At 44.5% G+C, this 19,618-nt stretch carries 15 protein-coding genes; 3 read left to right on the plus strand and 12 right to left on the minus strand.

The window, feature by feature from the left end; genetic code table 11:
- Position 1: 1 nt before the first annotated feature.
- Together BCU12_RS22580 and purL are read right to left on the minus strand one after the other, a co-directional pair.
- Positions 2 to 1,528 (minus strand): diguanylate cyclase, encoded by a 1,527-nt coding sequence (locus BCU12_RS22580; protein WP_102406962.1) that lies wholly within the window; start codon positions 1,526 to 1,528, stop codon positions 2 to 4.
- Between the two features lie 189 nt (positions 1,529 to 1,717).
- Positions 1,718 to 5,626, minus strand: coding sequence for a phosphoribosylformylglycinamidine synthase (gene purL, locus BCU12_RS22585; RefSeq protein ID WP_102406964.1), 3,909 nt, complete (start codon positions 5,624 to 5,626; stop codon positions 1,718 to 1,720).
- 305 nt (positions 5,627 to 5,931) lie between these two features.
- Between purL and mltF the strand changes: the two genes are divergently transcribed.
- Positions 5,932 to 7,476, plus strand: coding sequence for a membrane-bound lytic murein transglycosylase MltF (gene mltF / locus BCU12_RS22590; protein ID WP_102406966.1), 1,545 nt, complete (start codon positions 5,932 to 5,934; stop codon positions 7,474 to 7,476).
- A 298-nt stretch (positions 7,477 to 7,774) separates the two neighbouring features.
- A complete protein-coding gene (locus tag BCU12_RS23670) occupies positions 7,775 to 7,909 on the plus strand; it encodes a hypothetical protein (RefSeq protein WP_277871298.1) in 135 nt (44 codons plus the stop codon).
- 145 nt (positions 7,910 to 8,054) lie between these two features.
- Here BCU12_RS23670 and tadA read toward each other — a convergent pair whose 3' ends face one another.
- The 6 genes from tadA to BCU12_RS22620 all read right to left on the minus strand — a co-directional run bounded on the left by tadA (position 8,055) and on the right by BCU12_RS22620 (position 13,488).
- A complete protein-coding gene (gene tadA / locus BCU12_RS22595; protein ID WP_102406968.1) occupies positions 8,055 to 8,576 on the minus strand; it encodes a tRNA adenosine(34) deaminase TadA in 522 nt (173 codons plus the stop codon).
- Positions 8,577 to 8,753: 177 nt separating this feature from the next.
- Positions 8,754 to 10,313: an AbgT family transporter gene (locus BCU12_RS22600; RefSeq protein ID WP_102406970.1), complete on the minus strand. Its 1,560-nt coding sequence runs from the start codon at positions 10,311 to 10,313 to the stop codon at positions 8,754 to 8,756.
- Positions 10,314 to 10,610: 297 nt separating this feature from the next.
- The gene (locus BCU12_RS22605) at positions 10,611 to 11,024 is read right to left on the minus strand and encodes a prepilin-type N-terminal cleavage/methylation domain-containing protein (protein WP_102406972.1); all 414 of its coding nucleotides are present in this window, start codon (positions 11,022 to 11,024) and stop codon (positions 10,611 to 10,613) included.
- The gene (locus tag BCU12_RS22610; RefSeq protein ID WP_241909897.1) at positions 11,014 to 12,336 is read right to left on the minus strand and encodes a hypothetical protein; all 1,323 of its coding nucleotides are present in this window, start codon (positions 12,334 to 12,336) and stop codon (positions 11,014 to 11,016) included. The genes BCU12_RS22605 and BCU12_RS22610 overlap by 11 nt, the downstream gene beginning before the upstream one ends.
- The gene (locus BCU12_RS22615; protein ID WP_241909898.1) at positions 12,333 to 12,998 is read right to left on the minus strand and encodes a hypothetical protein; all 666 of its coding nucleotides are present in this window, start codon (positions 12,996 to 12,998) and stop codon (positions 12,333 to 12,335) included. Before BCU12_RS22615 ends, BCU12_RS22610 begins: the two co-directional genes overlap by 4 nt.
- Entirely contained in the window at positions 12,979 to 13,488 is a 510-nt protein-coding gene (locus tag BCU12_RS22620; protein WP_102406974.1) for a GspH/FimT family pseudopilin, read from the minus strand. The genes BCU12_RS22615 and BCU12_RS22620 overlap by 20 nt, the downstream gene beginning before the upstream one ends.
- 101 nt (positions 13,489 to 13,589) lie before the next feature.
- Between BCU12_RS22620 and BCU12_RS22625 the strand changes: the two genes are divergently transcribed.
- Positions 13,590 to 14,018 carry a type IV pilin protein gene (locus tag BCU12_RS22625; protein WP_198599410.1) on the plus strand — a complete coding sequence of 143 codons (429 nt, stop codon included), beginning with the start codon at positions 13,590 to 13,592 and terminating at the stop codon, positions 14,016 to 14,018.
- Between the two features lie 133 nt (positions 14,019 to 14,151).
- Here BCU12_RS22625 and BCU12_RS22630 read toward each other — a convergent pair whose 3' ends face one another.
- The 4 genes from BCU12_RS22630 to BCU12_RS22650 form a co-directional block, all read right to left on the minus strand.
- Positions 14,152 to 14,556, minus strand: coding sequence for a hypothetical protein (locus BCU12_RS22630; RefSeq protein WP_241909899.1), 405 nt, complete (start codon positions 14,554 to 14,556; stop codon positions 14,152 to 14,154).
- A 317-nt stretch (positions 14,557 to 14,873) separates the two neighbouring features.
- Positions 14,874 to 16,022 carry a molecular chaperone DnaJ gene (gene dnaJ / locus BCU12_RS22635; protein ID WP_102406980.1) on the minus strand — a complete coding sequence of 383 codons (1,149 nt, stop codon included), beginning with the start codon at positions 16,020 to 16,022 and terminating at the stop codon, positions 14,874 to 14,876.
- Between the two features lie 264 nt (positions 16,023 to 16,286).
- Positions 16,287 to 18,206, minus strand: a complete 1,920-nt coding sequence (gene dnaK / locus BCU12_RS22640) for a molecular chaperone DnaK (RefSeq protein ID WP_102406982.1) — start codon at positions 18,204 to 18,206, stop codon at positions 16,287 to 16,289.
- A gap of 235 nt (positions 18,207 to 18,441) precedes the next feature.
- The coding region (locus tag BCU12_RS22650; RefSeq protein ID WP_102406986.1) for a dicarboxylate/amino acid:cation symporter at positions 18,442 to 19,618 on the minus strand (1,177 nt) is incomplete at its 5' end.

A 19,618-nucleotide genomic window follows, 5' to 3' on the forward strand; every position in this document is an offset into this window, starting at 1 on the left:
ATTACTGCCCCTCAATAACACTAGTATCATTTCGCCCGTTCTCTTTTACTTTATAAAGCTCGATGTCCGCTTTATGGACCAAACTAGAATAACTTTCTTTTGACCCTCGACCACAACAAACACCACCGACGCTCACAGACAATATGTCCGCAACGGTTGAATACTCATGGACAATCGCCAGCGTTCGCATATTTTGGTGTATCTGTTTAGCCAAGGATTCACTGTCAAAAGGGGTAGAACTGGCTACGACAAGACAAAATTCTTCACCGCCAAAACGGGCAAGAACCTTGTTCTCAACATAGATAGATTTGTCCAAATGCTTGGCGACTTGCTCTAGCGCATTATCTCCGGCTAGGTGACCATAGTGATCATTATAAGATTTGAAAAAATCGATATCGATCATGAATAAGGTTAAATACGCGACTTTGGCGTCATCGATCCATTTTGTGGTTAGCTTTTCTAACAAACGCTTATTGGCTAGACCTGTTAAAAAGTCATGTTCCGATTGCCATTTAAGCTCTTTGCGGCTTGCATCTAACTCTCCCACTAAATGATTCACCGTCATTGAAAATTGCTTAATTTCCTTGGAAACGAATTGTCGCTCATCTGGCAAGGCTTTACCTGTTTGAGCAAACTCGATGAACGCTTTACGCGCCAGATTAATAGGCTGAGTGAGCTTATGAACAAGCAATAAGTTCATTAAAAAAAGGGTACTCGCAAAACCAATGACAACAGTGAGCTCGTTTGCCTCAACAAATTTAGGACGAACCACGCTGTGCTTCACTTGTATATTGATATTGAGATGAGAAATGGAATCAATGAAATTAAGGTAACTGGCGGCAGACACGCCATATTTATGATGTACAACGGGTATCGTCTTTAACGTTCTTATCATTACGTCGAGCCCTGTCGTTTTCTCGACCAATTGTAAGTAGTCTGGCTCTAGTGGACTGATAAACACAATGTAGCCGCTGCGACACTCGAATGCTTCACTGTTACAAATCCTAGAAAGTGAATAAATATAGGCACGTTGCTCAAAAGCAAGCAACCCCGAAGTGGCTTGATGTTCTTCGGTAGATGTTGAATCCGCTTTCTCTAGCAATCTATCAAAGTACCCTGATAGCTCATCACCAATAGGGATCTGTTTTTCTTCAGTATGATCATATCGCGCCCCATACATGAGTTTTTTATCAGTATTAAAGATTAAAACAACCTCTAATCCTGTCGAAGAAAGCGTATGGATGTTGATGTCGTCTTCGGTGAAGGCTTCATTCCCGTCTTGAGCAAATTCGGCCATTGCGTCCCAAGAGGCATAATCGGACAACTTACCCTCCAGATCATTCTTCGCCAAGCTCAACATTGTTCCTACTTGCTGTATCTCCCTTTCGTGAATACTTTCTACCTGCGCTAGGGCTTTGTCATAAGACCAAAGATACTTAAATGTAAAATACGCACACAGAAACATAATCACGATAAACAGCGACATAACAACGGAAAGTGCCCGCATGCTCCAATTCGATACAGACATGTTGAAGAAGCCCTCATTGATAGCTTCTTATTACCTTAGTTAAGGGCCTCCACTTTAGCCAATCGATAGTAAAGTATGGAAAGGTTTTAGAGCCCATCTCATTGAATGCTTTATCATTTCTTAAGACAAAAAAATCGCCACTCAGTGAGTGGCGATTTCTATATACATGTTAGAACGTTGTTCTATCGACTAGCCCACATTCTTACGTGCGTTTTGGAACATACGCATCCAAGCGCCATTCTCGCCCCAACCTTCTGGAGACCAAGAGTTAGCAACCGTGCGGAATACACGCTCTGGGTGTGGCATCATGATAGTCACTCGGCCATCCGTCGTTGTTAGACCGGTGATAGCGTTTGGCGAACCATTCGGGTTGTTCGGGTATTGCTGCGTTTGGTTACCGTTGTTATCAACGTAACGCAGAGCAACCGTACCTGAGTTTTCAATCGCGTTTAGGTGGTCGTTATCACGCACTTCTACGCGGCCTTCACCGTGAGAAACAGCGATTGGCATACGAGAGCCTTCCATACCGTTGAAGAAGACAGAATCTGACTTCTGAACTTCTACTAGGCTGAAACGAGCTTCGAAACGCTCTGATTCGTTGCGAACGAAACGTGGCCAGTTATTTGCGCCTGGGATTAAGTCACGCAAGTTAGACAGCATTTGACAACCGTTACACACACCTAGAGAGAAGGTATCTTCACGCTTGAAGAAGTTTTCAAATTGGTCACGTGTAGAGTCGTTGAACAGAACCGATTTAGCCCAACCTTCACCAGCGCCCAGTACATCACCGTAAGAGAAGCCACCACAAGCCACAAGGCCGTTGTACTCTTCTAGTACCGCTTGACCCGTTAGGATGTCGCTCATGTGAATATCGGTAGCTTCGAAACCTGCGCGGTCGAATGCTGCTGCCATCTCAACGTGAGAGTTAACACCTTGCTCACGTAGAATCGCCATCTTAGGTTTAGCACCTGTGTTGATGAATGGTGCAGCGATATCTTCGTTAACGTCAAAGCTTAGTTTCACGTTCAGACCAGGGTCTGAGTTGTCTTTCTTCGCTTCGTGCTCTTGGTCAGCACATGCTGGGTTATCACGTAGACCTTGCATCTTATGCGTCGTCTCAGCCCAGATAGTACGCAGTTCAGTACGGTTACGTTCAATCACTACAGACTCGCCAGACTTAATCACTAGCTCATCAGATGCTCCCCCTTCACCAACAACGCTACCAATTACGTGTGAACACGCTTCTAGGCCATTTGCTGCAAGAGTTGAAAGTACTGCGTCTAGGTCGTCGTTACGTACTTGGATTACTGCACCTAGTTCTTCGTTGAAGAGTGCTGCTAGTGTGTCTTCGCCTAGCGCTTCGATATTTGCATTAACACCACAGTGACCTGCGAACGCCATTTCTGCTAGCGTTACGAATAGACCGCCATCGCCTTTATCGTGGTAAGCGACAACTTGGTCGTTCGCTACAAGTGCTTGAACGCCTTCGTAGAAACCTTTTAGTTGAGCTGCGTTGTCTACGTCTGCAGGCTTATCACCAAGCTGCTTGTATACCTGTGCAAGTGCTGTTGCTCCCATGCGGTTTTTGCCGTTACCTAAATCGATAAGAACTAGGCTTGTATTACCTTTGTCTGTACGTAATTGAGGAGTAATCGTTTTACGAACATCTTCAACACGTGAAAACGCAGTGATAACAAGAGATAGAGGAGACGTTACTTCTTTCTGCTCACCGTTCTCTTCCCACTTAGTCTTCATCGACATTGAGTCTTTACCCACAGGGATAGTCAAACCCAGTGCAGGACATAGTTCTTCACCAACCGCTTTAACCGCTTCGTAAAGACCTGCATCTTCACCTGGGTGACCCGCTGGAGACATCCAGTTAGCCGACAGTTTAATATGTTTAATATCACCGATGTTAGTCGCTGCGATGTTAGTAATTGCTTCACCAACCGCTAGGCGAGCCGATGCGCCGAAGTCTAGAAGTGCCACTGGTGTACGCTCACCAAGAGACATCGCTTCACCGTGGTAAGAGTCGTAGCTTGCCGCAGTTACCGCGCAGTTAGCAACAGGAACCTGCCATGGGCCAACCATTTGGTCACGAGCCACAAGGCCTGTTACCGAGCGGTCACCGATGGTGATAAGGAATGTTTTCTCAGCCACTGTTGGTAGGCGAAGAACACGGTCAACCGCTTCGTTCATTTCAATACCAGAGCGGTCAATCGCAGGGTTGTTCGCTTTTAGCGTCTTAGCGTCACGGTGCATCTTAGGCGTTTTACCTAATAGGATGTCCATTGGCATGTCGATTGGCGTGTTGTCGAAGTGCGAATCTTCTAATTTAAGATCTCGTTCTTCTGTTGCTTTACCCACCACTGCGTATGGTGCGCGCTCACGCTTACAAATCGCGTCGAATGTTGCCATGTCTTTGTCAGCAACCGCCATTACGTAACGCTCTTGAGATTCATTACACCAGATCTCAAGTGGGCTCATGCCCGGCTCATCGTTTGGTACATCACGTAGGTTGAAAATACCGCCACGCTCACCGTCGTCTACTAGCTCTGGAAGTGCATTCGAGATACCGCCCGCGCCCACATCGTGGATGAATGCGATTGGGTTCGCATCACCTAGCTGCCAACAACGGTCGATAACTTCCTGACAACGACGTTCCATCTCTGGGTTTTCACGTTGTACCGAAGCGAAATCCAAATCTTCAGAAGAAGAACCAGAATCCATTGAAGATGCAGCACCGCCACCAAGGCCGATGTTCATTGCTGGACCGCCAAGAACGATTAGGCTTGCACCTACTGGGATCTCTTTCTTCTGAACATGATCATCACGGATGTTACCAAGGCCACCAGCCAGCATGATTGGCTTGTGGTAACCACGAACTTCTTCACCTGCGTGAGAGTTTACTTTCTCTTCGTAAGTACGGAAGTAACCTAGTAGGTTTGGACGACCAAATTCGTTGTTGAATGCTGCGCCACCAAGAGGACCTTCAAGCATGATATCCAAAGCAGTAACGATACGGCTCGGCTTACCAAAGTCAGTTTCCCAAGGTTGAACGAAGTTCGGGATCTTAAGGTTAGATACAGAGAAAGCAACAAGGCCAGCTTTTGGCTTACCACCAATACCGGTTGCGCCTTCATCACGGATTTCGCCGCCTGAACCTGTTGATGCGCCCGGCCATGGAGAGATTGCCGTTGGGTGGTTATGCGTTTCAACTTTCATCAAGATGTGTGTTTTTTCTTGGTGGTAGTTGTATTGGCGAGTTTCTGGATCTGGGAAGAAACGACCGACTTCAGAACCTGTCATTACCGCTGCGTTATCTTTGTAAGCAGACAGAACGTGCTCTGGTGTCGTTTCAAAGGTGTTCTTAATCATCTTGAACAATGATTTTTCTTGCTTAACGCCATCGATAGTCCAATCAGCGTTAAAGATCTTGTGACGACAGTGCTCTGAGTTCGCTTGCGCAAACATCATTAGCTCGATGTCAGTCGGGTTACGACCTAGCTTTTCAGTGAAGCTTTCAAGAAGGTAATCAATTTCATCTTCTGCAAGAGCAAGACCTAGCGTTACGTTTGCTTCTTCTAGGGCTTTACGGCCACCAGTAAGAAGATCAACTTCCGCGTAAGGTGCAGGTTCAGCAACAGTGAAAAGTGCCGCTGCCGATTCGAAGTCAGTGAAAACCACTTCCATCATACGATCGTGCAAGATTGCTTTTAACTCGACAAGCTGCAGTTCAGTCAGTGCTTCTGAGCTTTCAATGTAGAAAGCCGTACCGCGCTCAAGGCGTACCACTTTATCAAGACCACAGTTGTGTGCGATATCAGTGGATTTTGAAGACCAAGGTGAGATAGTGCCTGGACGTGGCGTTGCAAGCAGCAGTAAACCTTCAGGCTTATGCTCTTCAATCGTTGGACCGTAAGTCAGCAGCTTTTCTAACTTCTCAACTTCAGACGCGTCAAGGTCTGCAGTCAGATCTGCAAAGTGGGTAAATTCAGCATAAATACCAGTTACTGGTAAGCTTAATTCACGGCAAAGCTCTAGAAGCTTGTTAACACGAAACTCAGAAAGGGCTGGGGAGCCACGAAAAATTCTCATGTACTTAGGTCTCTTATGCAATTGATTAAGGTGATATTGGTATAAATTCAGTGGGTTAGCATCAGTAGCTAAACATGAACTTCGAACTTATGCCGATTTCCCCTCTATATTGCGAGCGCATTATAAAGCAATTAGTTTTGTGATGTAACACCAAAAGCAACCGTTTGCGTCATTTTTTTTGTCAATTTGAAATTACACCGTTAATGGCGAATTACCACCCAGTCCGCGCATTCTTTTATAACTCTGCTTTTCGATACTGTTAGGCTTTGATATAAAAGCGATACTAAGTCTATGAGAACTTAACAATGTTGAATCAAAGTCTCTTAAATATAAAACTGACCGCAGCTATTATTTTTTCGTCGATCGCTCTATTCGGCTGCCAAATCGAGTCAGATCCCAAAAGCGAACTCGATCAAGTACTTGAGCGCGGTGTTCTACGTGTTGGAACCCTGAACAACCAGCTTTCTTATTACATCGGCCCCGATGGCCCAGCCGGACTTGATTATGAATTGGTTAGAGTATTTGCCAACGAATTAGGCGTTAAGCTAGAAATGAAACCCGCTTACCGCATGTCGAGTCTTTACCCTGCTTTGAAAAATGGTGAGATTGATATCATTGCAGCAGGCTTAAGTCAGTCGGAAAGTCGACTGAATGAATTTCGCGCAGGCCCAGCGTATTACTATGTCAGCCAACAATTAGTTTACAAAAAAGGTCAGTGGAGACCGAGAAACTTTGACCAGCTACTTGAACGACAAGAGTCACTTATTGAAGGTTATGATGGTGAGCCTGTTGTTAGCATTGTCGATGACTCCCACTTCAAAAACACACTCGAAAAACTAAAGACGCAGCACGATTCATTTCAATATTCCGTGGACATAGATGCCGACATCAATCAGCTATTAAAAGAAGTATCTGAAGGAACACTGCCCTTTACTGTGGCTGACTCTATTGAGATCTCCCTTTCACAACGTATTTACCCAGACATCGCTACCGCATTCGAACTCACGGAAGATCAACCGATTTCATGGTTTATTAACCGCTCTGAAGACGAAAGTTTGTATGCGCTATTAATCGAGTTCTTCGGCTCACTGAAACAATCAGGACAACTGGCGGCGCTAGAAGAGAAGTACATCGGTCACATAGGCAGCTTTGACTATGTGGATACGCGTGCTTTCATACGCGCTCTAGACAGCAAACTTCCTGAATGGTCACCACTGTTTAAGCAGTATTCCGAAGAGTTTGATTGGCGCTTAATTGCGGCTCTTGCGTATCAAGAGTCTCACTGGAACCCAGTTGCTCGCTCTCCTACGGGTGTACGTGGAATGATGATGCTTACGCTACCGACTGCTAAAAGTGTTGGCGTGACCAATCGCCTTGATCCGGAACAATCAGTACGAGGTGGGGTCGAATACTTAAGAAAAATGGTAGACCGCATTCCAGACAGCATTTCTGAGCATGAAAAAATATGGTTTGCACTTGCCTCGTACAACGTCGGTTTCGGTCATGTCATGGATGCGAGACGCTTAACCAAACGTCAAGGTGCCAATCAAAATGCCTGGGCAGACGTAAAAGACCGACTGCCACTCCTGAGACAAAAGAAATACTACAGCCAGTCTTATTATGGCTTCGCTCGCGGTGACGAGGCAAGAAACTACGTAGAGAACATACGTCGATATTATCAAAGCATCATTGGGCACGTTGAGCAGCGAAGTGTCTCTGAAAATGCGTCAGGCGTAGAGGATCTCACGGTGATCGTACCTTTACCGCCAGCAATATCGGACGCTGAGGCAAGCGATGATTCCACTTCAGTTGAAAACGCCCAGAATGACGAGGAAACGGCAGAGAATTAATGACATTGAGCGTTAGTGAGTTCCACTAGAACTTCTCTAGTTCGAGAAGGCACGATGTTCAGATACCATAAATTTAGTGCGCAATAATCTATCTCGCTGTTGTAGTCGATTATTGTGCACTAAAGTTGTTTAAAGCGACCTTACTTTCTATAGCAGTCTATCTGGATCTCTATTGCCATTGTTTTAAGCGCAGTCATATTGCGGTAACAATTCCTTTTTATAAAGGGTAAACAATAGAGCAACCCTCTCTATACAAAGACTTTGAAATTCGATCAATAGTATCGGTAAAGGATTATTTATGATGAAACGTAAGATACAAACGAAACGCTTAAACAACTCCGTTTCTGCGACACGAAGAAAACGTATGTTGGCGAATAACAAGAAGAAGATTATTTGGCGAAGCCGAACGTACACTCAAATGCTAATGGATTAACAATAGACGGTGAGCCTTATTGTATAGTTAGCCACTATTGTTCTCGTCACCACAAATAGACAGATTCAGATTCGATCTCTATCAATTCATGTTTTTCAAAGATACAAATCGTTTGTTAGAGAACCATAGTCAATATTGGCAAGAACTAACCTTTCGATTCTACGTCACTTCTTGATTGGCGCTTCTTCTCTTTGATCTCCTTACGTCGACGCTTAAAGAAAGCCTGAAGCACCTCTCTGCACTCCTCTTCCAACAGCCCTTTTTCAACTTCGGCGTAGTGATAAGCCGCCTGACTTTCAAAGAGATCCAGCACAGTGCCCGCCGCTCCCGCCTTTAAATCTGATGCGCCAAAAACAACACGTTTCACTCTGCTGTGCAATAGTGCTCCCGCACACATTGGACAAGGCTCTAGCGTCACATAAAGCGTCGTATCAAGCAGTCGATAATTCTCTAGCGCTCTCCCTGCTTTACGAATTACCTCAACCTCTGCATGCGCAGTAGCATCATGTTGACCAATCGAACGGTTCCAACCTTCTGATATGATCTTTCCATCTTTAACGAGCACAGCGCCAATAGGTACCTCTCCTTCACTTTCTGCAACTGCAGCAAGCTCCAAAGCTCTGCGCATAAAGCGTTCGTCTTGAGAAGAGAATTGAGAATCAGGCACGCGTTCACTCCAAATACATTTACAAACATCAATGACACAGTCTGAGCGCTACTCGTCTTGAGTATGGAGCCAGAATAAAGCCAATATTGAACAAGCTTGAAGTTTACATTGATTTTGCAGATAAGAAAAAGCCCGCGAAGATTTCGCGGGCTTTAAATAGTGAATGCTTATTAGCGCTTACATTGTGTAAGTGTAAGGCGCATTGATACCTAGTGGAATACCGAACGCCCAGTAAGCAAGTAGGAAGATTGTCCAACCAATTAGCATTGCGATAGAGAATGGCATCATCAATGCAGCTAACGTACCGATACCCGTCGACTTCACGTAACGTTGACAGTAAACAACCACTAATGGGAAGAAAACCATTAGAGGAGAGATGATGTTCGATACAGAATCGCCAACACGATAAGCCGCTTGAGATAGCTCAGGAGAGATACCCACAACCATTAGCATTGGAACTAGAATTGGACCAATTAGCGCCCATTTTGCTGACGCTGAACCAACCAGTAAGTTAACAAACGCAGTAAGTAGAATCATACCAACGATCGTCAGTTCACCAGCAAGGTCCATTGCTTTCAGACCTTCAGCACCGTAAAGCGCAAGCATAGTACCAATGTTTGATTGGCCAAATGCCGATAGGAACTGAGCACAGAAGAACGACATAACAATGTACGCGCCCATCGTAGACATGGTCTCAGACATTGACTTGATAATATCGTTGTTACTATTGAATTTACCTGAAATACGACCGTAAACGATGCCAGGGATAACAAACAGTACAAAGATAAGTGGAACGATTGACTGCATCAGAGGCGCAGAGAATGCAGTTAGCTCGCCTTCAGGAGAACGTAATGCAGAGTCTTCTGGCATAAGTGCAAAGACAAGCGCTGCAATACCTGCAACCATTGCCCAACCTGCCCAACGGAATGCTTTAGATTCAATCTCAGTGAACGTACCTAGATCAGGTGCTTCTTCAGCATCTTCATCAACAGGTGTATTTGAAAGACGCGGCTCAATGATCTTCTCAGTTACCCACCAACCGATACCTACGATTAGGAATGAAGAAAGACCCGTAAAGAAGATGTTCGCTAGAGGGTTAACAATGTATTCAGGATCAAGAACGTTTGCTGCTGTTTGCGTAAAGCCAGCTAACAGAGGATCGATACCAGAAGGAATAAAGTTAGCTGAGAAACCACCTGATACACCAGCAAATGCAGCTGCAATACCCGCTAGAGGGTGACGACCCGCAGCGTGGAAGATGATACCACCTAGTGGAATAACCAGTACGTAACCCGCGTCAGCTGCTGTGTGAGAAACAATAGCAACTAGAATTAGCATCGGTGTTAGTAGCTTAGCTGGCGTGAAGTTAAGCATCTTCTTAAGGCCAGTTTGAATGAAACCAGAAGCATCGGCAACACCAACACCTAGCATCGCAACCAAAACAATACCTAGAGGAGCAAACCCAGTAAACGTCGTTACCATGTTTGCCATAAAGCTAGCGAGTGCTTCGCCAGTAAGAAGGTTATTGACTTCTAGTGCATCACCCGTACGTGGGTTAATAAGGTCGAATGAAACATTCGATAGAATCGCTGAAGATACCCAGACAATAACAAGTGCCCAGAAAAATAGAATCGCAGGGTCAGGGATTTTATTACCTGCTGTTTCGATTGCGTTTAAGAAGCGATCCATGCCGCTCGGCTTCGGCGATGGTGCTTGTTTTGCAGCTTGGTTACTCATGGTAACTCCGTATTTTTTGTGTGGTTGCCTTAGACCTTATTGATACTTTTCTTGGTCTATATAACGCTGCGCATTGTATAAAATTCAGACCTCAAAAGCACAAGGTTCTATGACATTTTCTTTAAACAGAGGCATGTTTTGCAAAAACACAATCTACGTGCAACAATAAAATCACATCTCCGTATACCAAAAACCCACAAAACTTATACCTAAATAAAACACATTAAATTAATCATTATCACCACAATAAACAACCCAACCAAGATCAACGACCAAAAATGAGGAAAATTACAGAATTTAATCAAACTCACTATACTTAGATAACATTGTTACAATTTTCACTTCTTTATCTTGTTGATAACGATCGAGCCAGTACGCCTTGAACGAGATTTGACTCAATGTATCCCCCATGGTTAATTCAGATTCACAAGTGAGTTGTATCGACAATGTTGAACTGCCCACAGTCATGCTATTACACTCATTATGAACGTCCATCAATGTGTAATTGTGCGAAGAAAATGCCGCCCCTCTTTGACGAAACTTCTCCAACTGAGATTCAATCATATATAGCGCTTCTAAACTCGACTTCGCATTATCCGCTTTGCTTTCCACATAACTTTGGAGCTTGATCAATCCGAGCGATGCGACGCCGATTAGAATGAAAGCAATCATTACCTCAATTAGGCTGAATCCTTTCTGCTTAGCGGTCATACCACGACCCCTTTTTCCACTTCGGTTTGGCGGAAAAAACAAAGCTCGACGTAATATCACTGTTGTATTGCAATCGCATAGAGTTATCAAACAAAGCCATTTGTCCTTGAGTATCAAAGACCATTCCACCTGTAAACTTGAAAGAGCCAGACTGTAGGTAGGTCGCATGTAGCGGGGTTAATGATGAGCCTCCATATAGACTACTTATCAGTGAATCAAAATTGGATGGGGTATGGGCAATGGGTACTTTTGTATTTGCACTGATATTTGCCCAATTTTCAGGAGCTGGTGAAAAACTCTCATTAAAATGAAAAACCACACCATCAATGGCACCCGATCCACGAATCGCAAGTACACCGTTATGCACCAACAAGAACAAATAGGTCTTTGCATGACTCGATTGAATCGCGATGATCGCATCTATCGCATCTTGGTTTAACTCACAGCTACCCTCTATCCAAATCTTATTGGATTCACCTCGAACAAGATCGTCTTTGAATTTATCAACACAGTTCACGTCAGCCCCCTGCATGGTGTAGCTTAAAAATCCATACTCCTCATGCTCTCTCACTTGCTCCCAATCACCCCGTTCAAAACCAAACGTGCTTTTAAATGGATTAAGGGTCTCTACACGCTGAACGTCATTACCTACATTATGTGAAACAAAATTGTTCGCAGAGTCTTGCCATATACCGGCTTGCGAGCCCACATCAGTTTTGTGATTAGATGCGCAGTCGACACTATTATCAAAGTCTTCACTCGGCTTAGGAATCGACGAACCAACACCATGGTTTGTCATACCAGCACTTGAAAATAGGTAGTTACTGACCACCACTGCAACACATTCATGTTCATTGTCGCTATTTCTAGGTCCAGGATCTGGCGGAGACACCAGAGTTGAACCAAATACAAGCAGATCTGATGTCGACTTAATCGCGCCTACTCCCCCACCACCTGAAAATACGATGCTTTTATTGATCTCTCTGTATCCGTATTTGGCTGATAACCTTTCAGGATCACTAGGACTGACCTGCAGGTGGTCAAGATCCATGGCTGAGCAAACACTGTTTAAATTCGTTGGAATGCTCGTATTATTGTTCTCAACAATCGATGAGAACGCACACTCCAAACCACCTTCGGCTCGCCAGTGAGCTTGGCGATCCTCAATTTGGTTGTTCGTAATTTTAATCTGATAGAAAACCCCTCTGTATGAACTTAGTGCCGTCGCCAGCGCGGCAACTAACAACATAGAGGTCATCAGCAATACTGAAGCCCCTGTTTGATGTCGTTGATGCAACTTCCGCATCTTCATAGCCAGTTCCTTTGTTTCACGGCCATACTGACCGAGTGGTTATGCCGTCCGTCTTTGAGTTCCGCTTCCAAGTAGATTTCTGTTAACAAGTTCTCAGCGCTGCTGGTGACTAGCGGAGTCGTATCAATAGTAAAGGCAACAACATTCACTACGTTTTGATCAAGCAGGTTGTAGCAACCGTTCAGCTCAGAAAGCGCCAACAGTGTGGCCTGCTTCTTTTCACAACTGAACAATGCGCCGTCTTTAAGCTTATATTTCACATGCTGATAGTTGGATGTGTCTTCAGCGTAGTAGGCAAAACCCATACTGCTTCCGCTTACCGCAATGGCATCATCTGAACCCGCTAGTTTAACGGTATAGCCTGATCCGCCATCAAACCCCGCTCTTTGAATGTCCGATCTCATCATTGCCGTTGTGCTCATTAAACTCTGTAGCACTAACAATTCTAATGACCGATCCTTTGCCGTTCGTTGACCACTTAAAAACACGCTGCCAATAATGGCGATCGCAATGATGCCGATTAACATCGAGATCATCATCTCGATAAGTAAAACACCGCTCTGCTTTCTCATTGGGCGGAAGTGACGTGCAGAATGCCTAACGGTACGCTGACGATCTCGAGAATTAAGCATCTGGCTGGACTTAACAGGATTGATAGCCATATTGCTCTCCATTCAGGCTGCAGACTCGGATTCTACCCGGTGGGTTTGAGGTTTTAATGGAGAGCTGAATCGAACTATCTGACGTCGGATAAAAAGAAAGGCTTCCAGATTTAGGCCTCCCTCTAATCTCATCAAATGATATCTGCTCTGAGCTATAGGTATGGAGAAGGCTGATTCCCTGATATGGGCTACCATCAAAGTAAGCGATTTTATTGGCCGTAGTAAGGTCATCAGAATCTGCCAATATCACCGTCCAATCTAACCCCGAATAAACATCCCCTTCAAGAAAAGAAAAATGAGCAAATAGCTTGGTGTTTCTCATCACAGCTTCCGATTTGCCTTGAATCAAAAAACCATTGAATTCAGTAGCAAGCCGTTTCATTTTGTTGCCCTCTATCATCGTGTTAAAACTGGGGGCAGAAAAAGCGAGAACAACACCGCATACACTAATCGTGATCACCAACTCCAACAAAGTAAACCCGCGAGCCATTTCGCAACTCCCTATGAAACTTATTGTTTATAATCCAATTCACTTGCGCTGATGCTATCAGGTAATAAAACTAGGGGGGAAATTAGTCAGGACAACTCGTAATGATTCAATTAATTAACTGTAAACTATACAAAAAGAGAGAGGTTGGGATGACCTTGATCGAATTATTGTTCTCTGTTGCGATTATCGCGATACTCAGTGCAATAGCCTATCCAAGTTTCACTGATCACTCATTGAAGGCACATCGTACCGCAGCAAAAGTCGACATGGCTCGAATTCAATTACAACTAGAGGAAGGGTATGACGGGCACTACAACTGGAGTTCGATAATCTCATCGGGAAGTTGCACAATATGCGATAGCAGTGACTCTCGTTATCTCTTTTCAGTGACAAGTTCTGCCTCGATGGCGTACATCATCACTGCCACAGCGCAAACGGACGCAGGCCAAACGAACGACAAGTGCTTGCCGCAAGACAAAACCATGACACTGAACGCGTTAGGGCAAACAACGCCAAGCGATTGCTGGTAGTTCCTATTAGAGATCCAGTTTGAAAGGCATAAAATAGCCTGTTATTGGCAGGCTATGACATTCATCAATCAGTTTATACATCAATCGGTTTATAGGGTTGTCTTAAGGCTCTATCAACCAATGACAAATTTTATTAGAAGTAAACCCTCAACCCGGCTTTCGCTTCAAGTTCAAATTGCATTTCATCTAAGTAAAGATTTGGCCCTACATCGATGTAGAACCCCATCGGCTTTACCCTTAATTCAGCTCCTATGCCAGACGTCACCGCCATATAATGGGTATTTCGATCGATATATTGGCCACCAACAAATAAGTACAAAGGCGTATTAGAAACTTGAAACGACTTATTCGCACCGAGACCAAACTGATCGTCTAAGCTAACATTGAATCGGATGTCATTATGTTTAAACTCAAGCCCCCAAAATGGTTCTCCTACAAATAGCCCGACTCCAGTATTTGCTTTCACCCCTACGCTAAACACACACAGAGCGACAGCCAATGCATACTTTATTGCTTTGTTTTCTCTATTCTTTTTCACATTCTGCCCTTTATACATTCTTCTTTTGATTACGCACACCATGATTGGTACAACGAAAGGCGGCGAGAATATCAGGCTTAATACAGGATTCATTGAAGAAAATAGAAAGTTCACTCATCTTTTACAACAGATGAAAAAGAATTCAAACTCATGACAGAGGATTAACGGAAGTGCTTATATATCAGTCAGATAGACAAGGAAGGCAGTCGACAAAACAACAGTGAATAGGCAAAAGAAAATAAAACAATAATCTTAGCGAAAACAAAAAGGTCAGCTGAAAAGCTGACCTTTATTAATCAATGCAGTAACCCAATCAATTAGCTTGTTAGGTCATCAAAGAATTTTTTAACACCATTGAAGAAACCTTCAGATTTTGGTTTGTGCTTGTTTGCCGCTTCGCCACCACAAGACTCTTCAAATTCTTTCAGTAGCTCTTTCTGGCGTGAGCTTAGTTTTACTGGCGTCTCAACAACCAATTTCACGATCAAATCGCCAACACCGCCGCCACGAACACCTTTTACACCTTTGCCACGCATACGGAACATACGACCCGTTTGAGTTTCATCTGGCACTTTCAAGTTAACACGACCGTCGAGTGTCGGAACTTCAACTTCACCACCTAGCGCCGCCATTGCAAAGCTCACTGGCACTTCACAGTAAAGGTTGTTGCCGTCACGCTCAAAGATATGGTGCTCTTTAACATGAACTTGTACGTAAAGATCACCAGCTGGTGCTCCAGATTCTCCCGCTTCACCTTCGCCAGATAAACGAATGCGATCACCAGTATCCACACCTGATGGAATTTTAACATTAAGCGTTTTCGTCTTCTGTTTACGGCCTTGACCGTGACAAGAGTTACATGGGTCTTTAATGATCTTGCCTTTACCGTGACAGGTAGGACACGTTTGCTGAACAGCAAAGAAGCCTTGACGCATCTGTACTTGGCCGTGACCGTGACATGTGCCACACGTTTCAGGAGAAGAACCTTTCTTAGCGCCACTTCCTTCACAGGTGTCACAGTGAACAAGCGTTGGGATCTCGATCTCTTTAGAAACACCTTTTACCGCTTCTTCTAAAGTCAGTTCCATGTTGTAACGCAAGTCTGATCCACGTTGTGCACGCTGACCACCGCCGCCGCCACGACGACCGCCACCAAAGATATCACCGAAAACATCACCAAAGATGTCACCGAAATCACCTTGACCGCCGCCACCGAAGCCGCCGCCACCCATTCCACCTTGCTCAAATGCAGCGTGGCCGTATTGGTCATAAGCCGCTTTCTTTTGAGAGTCAGTCAGAATTTCGTACGCTTCTTTTACTTCTTTAAATTTTTCATCTGAAGTGTCATCACCCTGGTTACGGTCTGGGTGGTATTTCATTGCTAAGCGCTTGTAGGCTTTTTTAATATCACGCTCAGATGCGTCGCGGCCGACACCGAGTACTTCATAAAAATCACGTTTTGACATGCTGTTGGTCACCAATTTAGTGCTACAAACGGTTAAGGCCCGTTTGCGGTTGTATCAATATAGCTAAGGGGCTTATAGAACGGTGTGTGAAAGCGTTCTTATAACAGGTCGCTTAGCTATATTGATAAATCATTTACAAGCAGACGGGCGTATGAGTTTCCTCAAACGCCCGTATCGATATTTTTAAGCTGCGTTCTAAAACAGACCACAGCTAAAATCAGAAGAAGAACATAGTCACTATGCTCCTCTTCTTAGAAGAAAAGATTACTTCTTATCTTCTTTAACTTCTTCAAACTCAGCGTCAACTACATCTTCTTCTTGAGCTTGCTGTTGGCCTGCTTCTTCGCCGCCTTGAGCTTGTTCAGCTTGTGCTTTCTGCTGAGCAATCTCCATTAGCTTTTGAGAAGCTTCCATTAGAGCTTGTACTTTCGCGTCGATAGCTTCTTTGTCGTCGCCTTTCTTCGCTTCTTCAAGTTCTTTGATCGCTGCTTCAATCTTCTCTTTGTCTTCTGCAGGTAGCGCTTCACCAGCTTCTTCTACTTGCTTCTGAGTACCGTGAATCATTTGGTCAGCTTGGTTGCGAGCAGTCGCTAGTTCTTCGAACTTCTTATCCGCTTCTTTGTTCGCTTCCGCTTCTTGAACCATTTTCTCGATTTCGTCGTCGCTTAGGCCGCCAGAAGCTTGGATAGTGATCTTCTGCTCTTTACCTGTCTGCTTATCTTTAGCAGAAACGTGCAGGATACCATCCGCATCAAGGTCGAAAGTTACTTCGATTTGAGGCATGCCGCGTGGTGCTGCCTGGATGCCTTCTAGGTTGAATTGACCTAGAGACTTGTTGTAAGTCGCTTGCTTACGCTCACCTTGAAGAACGTGGATAGTTACCGCGTTTTGGTTGTCTTCTGCAGTAGAGAACGTTTGGTTCGCTTTCGTTGGGATCGTTGTGTTCTTCTCAACAAGCTTAGTCATTACGCCGCCCATCGTCTCGATACCAAGAGATAGAGGCGTTACATCTAGAAGAAGTACATCTTTAACGTCACCCGCTAGAACACCACCTTGTACAGCAGCACCCATTGCAACCGCTTCATCAGCGTTTACGTCTTTACGTGGCTCTTTACCAAAGAACTCAGTCACTTTAGCTTGAACCATTGGCATACGCGTTTGACCACCAACCAGGATAACATCGTTGATGTCACCAATTGATAGATCAGCATCCGCTAGAGCAACTTTAAGAGGCTCAAGAGAACGTTGAACTAGGTCTTCAACTAGAGATTCTAGTTTTGCACGAGTCACTTTAACGTTCATGTGCTTAGGACCAGTTGCATCAGCAGTAACGTAAGGTAGGTTTACGTCAGTTTGCTGTGCTGAAGAAAGTTCAATCTTCGCTTTCTCTGCTGCTTCTTTAACACGTTGCATAGCAAGAGGATCGTTCTTAAGATCGAGGCCTTGCTCTTTCTTGAATTCGTCGACTAGGTAGTTGATTAGACGGTTATCAAAGTCTTCACCACCAAGGTGAGTGTCACCGTTAGTTGCTAGTACTTCGAATGTCTTCTCGCCTTCAACTTCGTCAATCTCGATGATTGAGATATCGAATGTACCACCACCAAGGTCGTAAACAGCAATAGTGCGGTCGCCGCCTTTCTTATCAAGACCGTAAGCCAGTGCAGCCGCTGTTGGTTCGTTGATGATACGTTTAACTTCTAGACCTGCGATACGGCCAGCATCTTTTGTTGCTTGACGCTGAGCATCGTTAAAGTAAGCAGGTACTGTGATAACAGCGCCAGTAACTTCCTCACCAAGGAAGTCTTCTGCTGTTTTCTTCATTTTCTTCAGTACTTCAGCCGAAACTTGAGGAGCAGCCATTTGTTGGCCTTGCGCTTCAACCCAAGCATCACCGTTATCAGCTTTAACAATGTTAAATGGCATGATTTTGATGTCGCGTTGTACTTCTTCGTCTTCAAAACGACGACCAATAAGACGCTTAATAGCAAATAGCGTGTTAGTTGGGTTAGTTACCGCTTGACGTTTTGCAGGCTGACCTACTAGCGTTTCACCGTCAGTGTATGCGATAACGGATGCTGTTGTACGCTCACCTTCAGCATTTTCAATTACGCGTGGCTTGTCACCGTCTAGAACAGCAACACAAGAGTTAGTAGTACCTAAGTCAATACCAATGATTTTACCCATCAGGCGATCTCCGAATTAATTCTATTTAGATTTTCTATACACCCTATGTGGGGGATGCATAGTGGGCTTTCAACCCTTGCGAATAAACAAAAACGAATCTTTGTTTTTTTGTATGCACCATAGATAAGGGCGGCAAATCCCTTTTCAAGGGTCGAACTAAAAAAAGTCACGATATTTCTATACAAAAAAACGGAGCTAAATAGCCCCGTTTTTGAATCAATCATTAACTCTATGATTAAACAGATACCTTTTCTGTCTCTGCTGAGATTGCTTCCTCACCTACTGCCCCTTCTGATTGAGCAACAATGGTGTTCACAGCGGTATCACCCACCACATTGGAAGAGGTACAGAACATATCATTAATACGGTCAACCGCGGCAATGATCGCTAGGCCTTCCGGAGGTAGTCCTAGTTGGTGCAATAGAACGCCAACCATGACAACACCACCACCCGGTACGCCACCCGCACCAATAGATAACAATAAGATGGTTAAACCCAGTGTCACAATATCAGCAGAGTTGATTGGTTGACCAAAGGCGTTGGCAACAAAAATAGTCGCCAATGCGATATAGATAGACACGCCTGACATGTTCATTGTTGCACCTAAAGGTACGCCAAAACCTGCTACAGATTTAGACACATTCAATTTTTCTGTCAGGGTTCTCATTGTCACCGGAATAGTGGCATTTGAACTTGCAGTAGATAGCGAGAACAAGACTTGCTCGCGAGTTGCGCGAATAAAGTGCTTAGGCGATTTTCCGGTTGCGATGCCAACAACGGTTGGATAGAAGACGAATATCCAAAATACCAGCATTGTGACAACAAGACCGACATAACCTGCGACAGAGAAGAGCGTATTCGCATCCAACGTTGCGCCTAATTGAATCATCAGAGCGAAGACACCGTAAGGTGCAAGACTCATGACTAGGCCCACAAGCTTCATCATGATCTCATTGGCCATCTTAAATGTCTTAATCGCCGGCCCACCTCTTGAATCCAAGGCTTGAATAGCCAGACCAGTCAAAATTGCCATAAAGATGATCTGTAGCATATCGCCGCTAGCAAACGCTTGAATAGGGTTGCTAGGAACGATGTTCACGACCAACGAGAAAATATCCGGCGTTTCTGTTGTTTTTAAGGTCACTGTTTCTGAGATTGTACCCGCTAGATTTGCACCTGCGCCCGGTTGAAAAATCATGCCGACAGTCAACGCCGCAGAAATCGCTATGATGGTGTTAATAATGTACAAAGCAAAAGTTTTTCCACCTAGGCGACCAAAGGCTGATATGTCTTTTAAATCAACTATGCCACATACAATAGAAACGTATACCAACGGCACAACCAGTAGTTTGATCAATGAAACAAACATCCCCCCCGCCCCTTCAGCGGCACCCAGTAGGTAAGTGTCCATC

The sequence above is a fragment of the Vibrio sp. 10N.261.55.A7 genome (assembly GCF_002877365.1).
Lineage (GTDB): Bacteria > Pseudomonadota > Gammaproteobacteria > Enterobacterales > Vibrionaceae > Vibrio.

Bases quoted from the DNA above. Each gene is read 5' to 3' on its own strand.
- mltF (WP_102406966.1), top strand. From the start codon at position 5,932: ATGTTGAATCAAAGTCTCTTAAATATAAAACTGACCGCAGCTATTATT.
- BCU12_RS22615 (WP_241909898.1), bottom strand. From the start codon at position 12,998: ATGGCTATCAATCCTGTTAAGTCCAGCCAGATGCTTAATTCTCGAGAT.
- BCU12_RS22580 (WP_102406962.1), bottom strand. From the start codon at position 1,528: ATGTCTGTATCGAATTGGAGCATGCGGGCACTTTCCGTTGTTATGTCG.
- BCU12_RS23670 (WP_277871298.1), top strand. From the start codon at position 7,775: ATGATGAAACGTAAGATACAAACGAAACGCTTAAACAACTCCGTTTCT.
- BCU12_RS22600 (WP_102406970.1), bottom strand. From the start codon at position 10,313: ATGAGTAACCAAGCTGCAAAACAAGCACCATCGCCGAAGCCGAGCGGC.
- BCU12_RS22625 (WP_198599410.1), top strand. From the start codon at position 13,590: ATGATTCAATTAATTAACTGTAAACTATACAAAAAGAGAGAGGTTGGG.
- purL (WP_102406964.1), bottom strand. From the start codon at position 5,626: ATGAGAATTTTTCGTGGCTCCCCAGCCCTTTCTGAGTTTCGTGTTAAC.
- BCU12_RS22620 (WP_102406974.1), bottom strand. From the start codon at position 13,488: ATGGCTCGCGGGTTTACTTTGTTGGAGTTGGTGATCACGATTAGTGTA.
- dnaK (WP_102406982.1), bottom strand. From the start codon at position 18,206: ATGGGTAAAATCATTGGTATTGACTTAGGTACTACTAACTCTTGTGTT.
- BCU12_RS22610 (WP_241909897.1), bottom strand. From the start codon at position 12,336: ATGAAGATGCGGAAGTTGCATCAACGACATCAAACAGGGGCTTCAGTA.
- BCU12_RS22605 (WP_102406972.1), bottom strand. From the start codon at position 11,024: ATGACCGCTAAGCAGAAAGGATTCAGCCTAATTGAGGTAATGATTGCT.
- dnaJ (WP_102406980.1), bottom strand. From the start codon at position 16,022: ATGTCAAAACGTGATTTTTATGAAGTACTCGGTGTCGGCCGCGACGCA.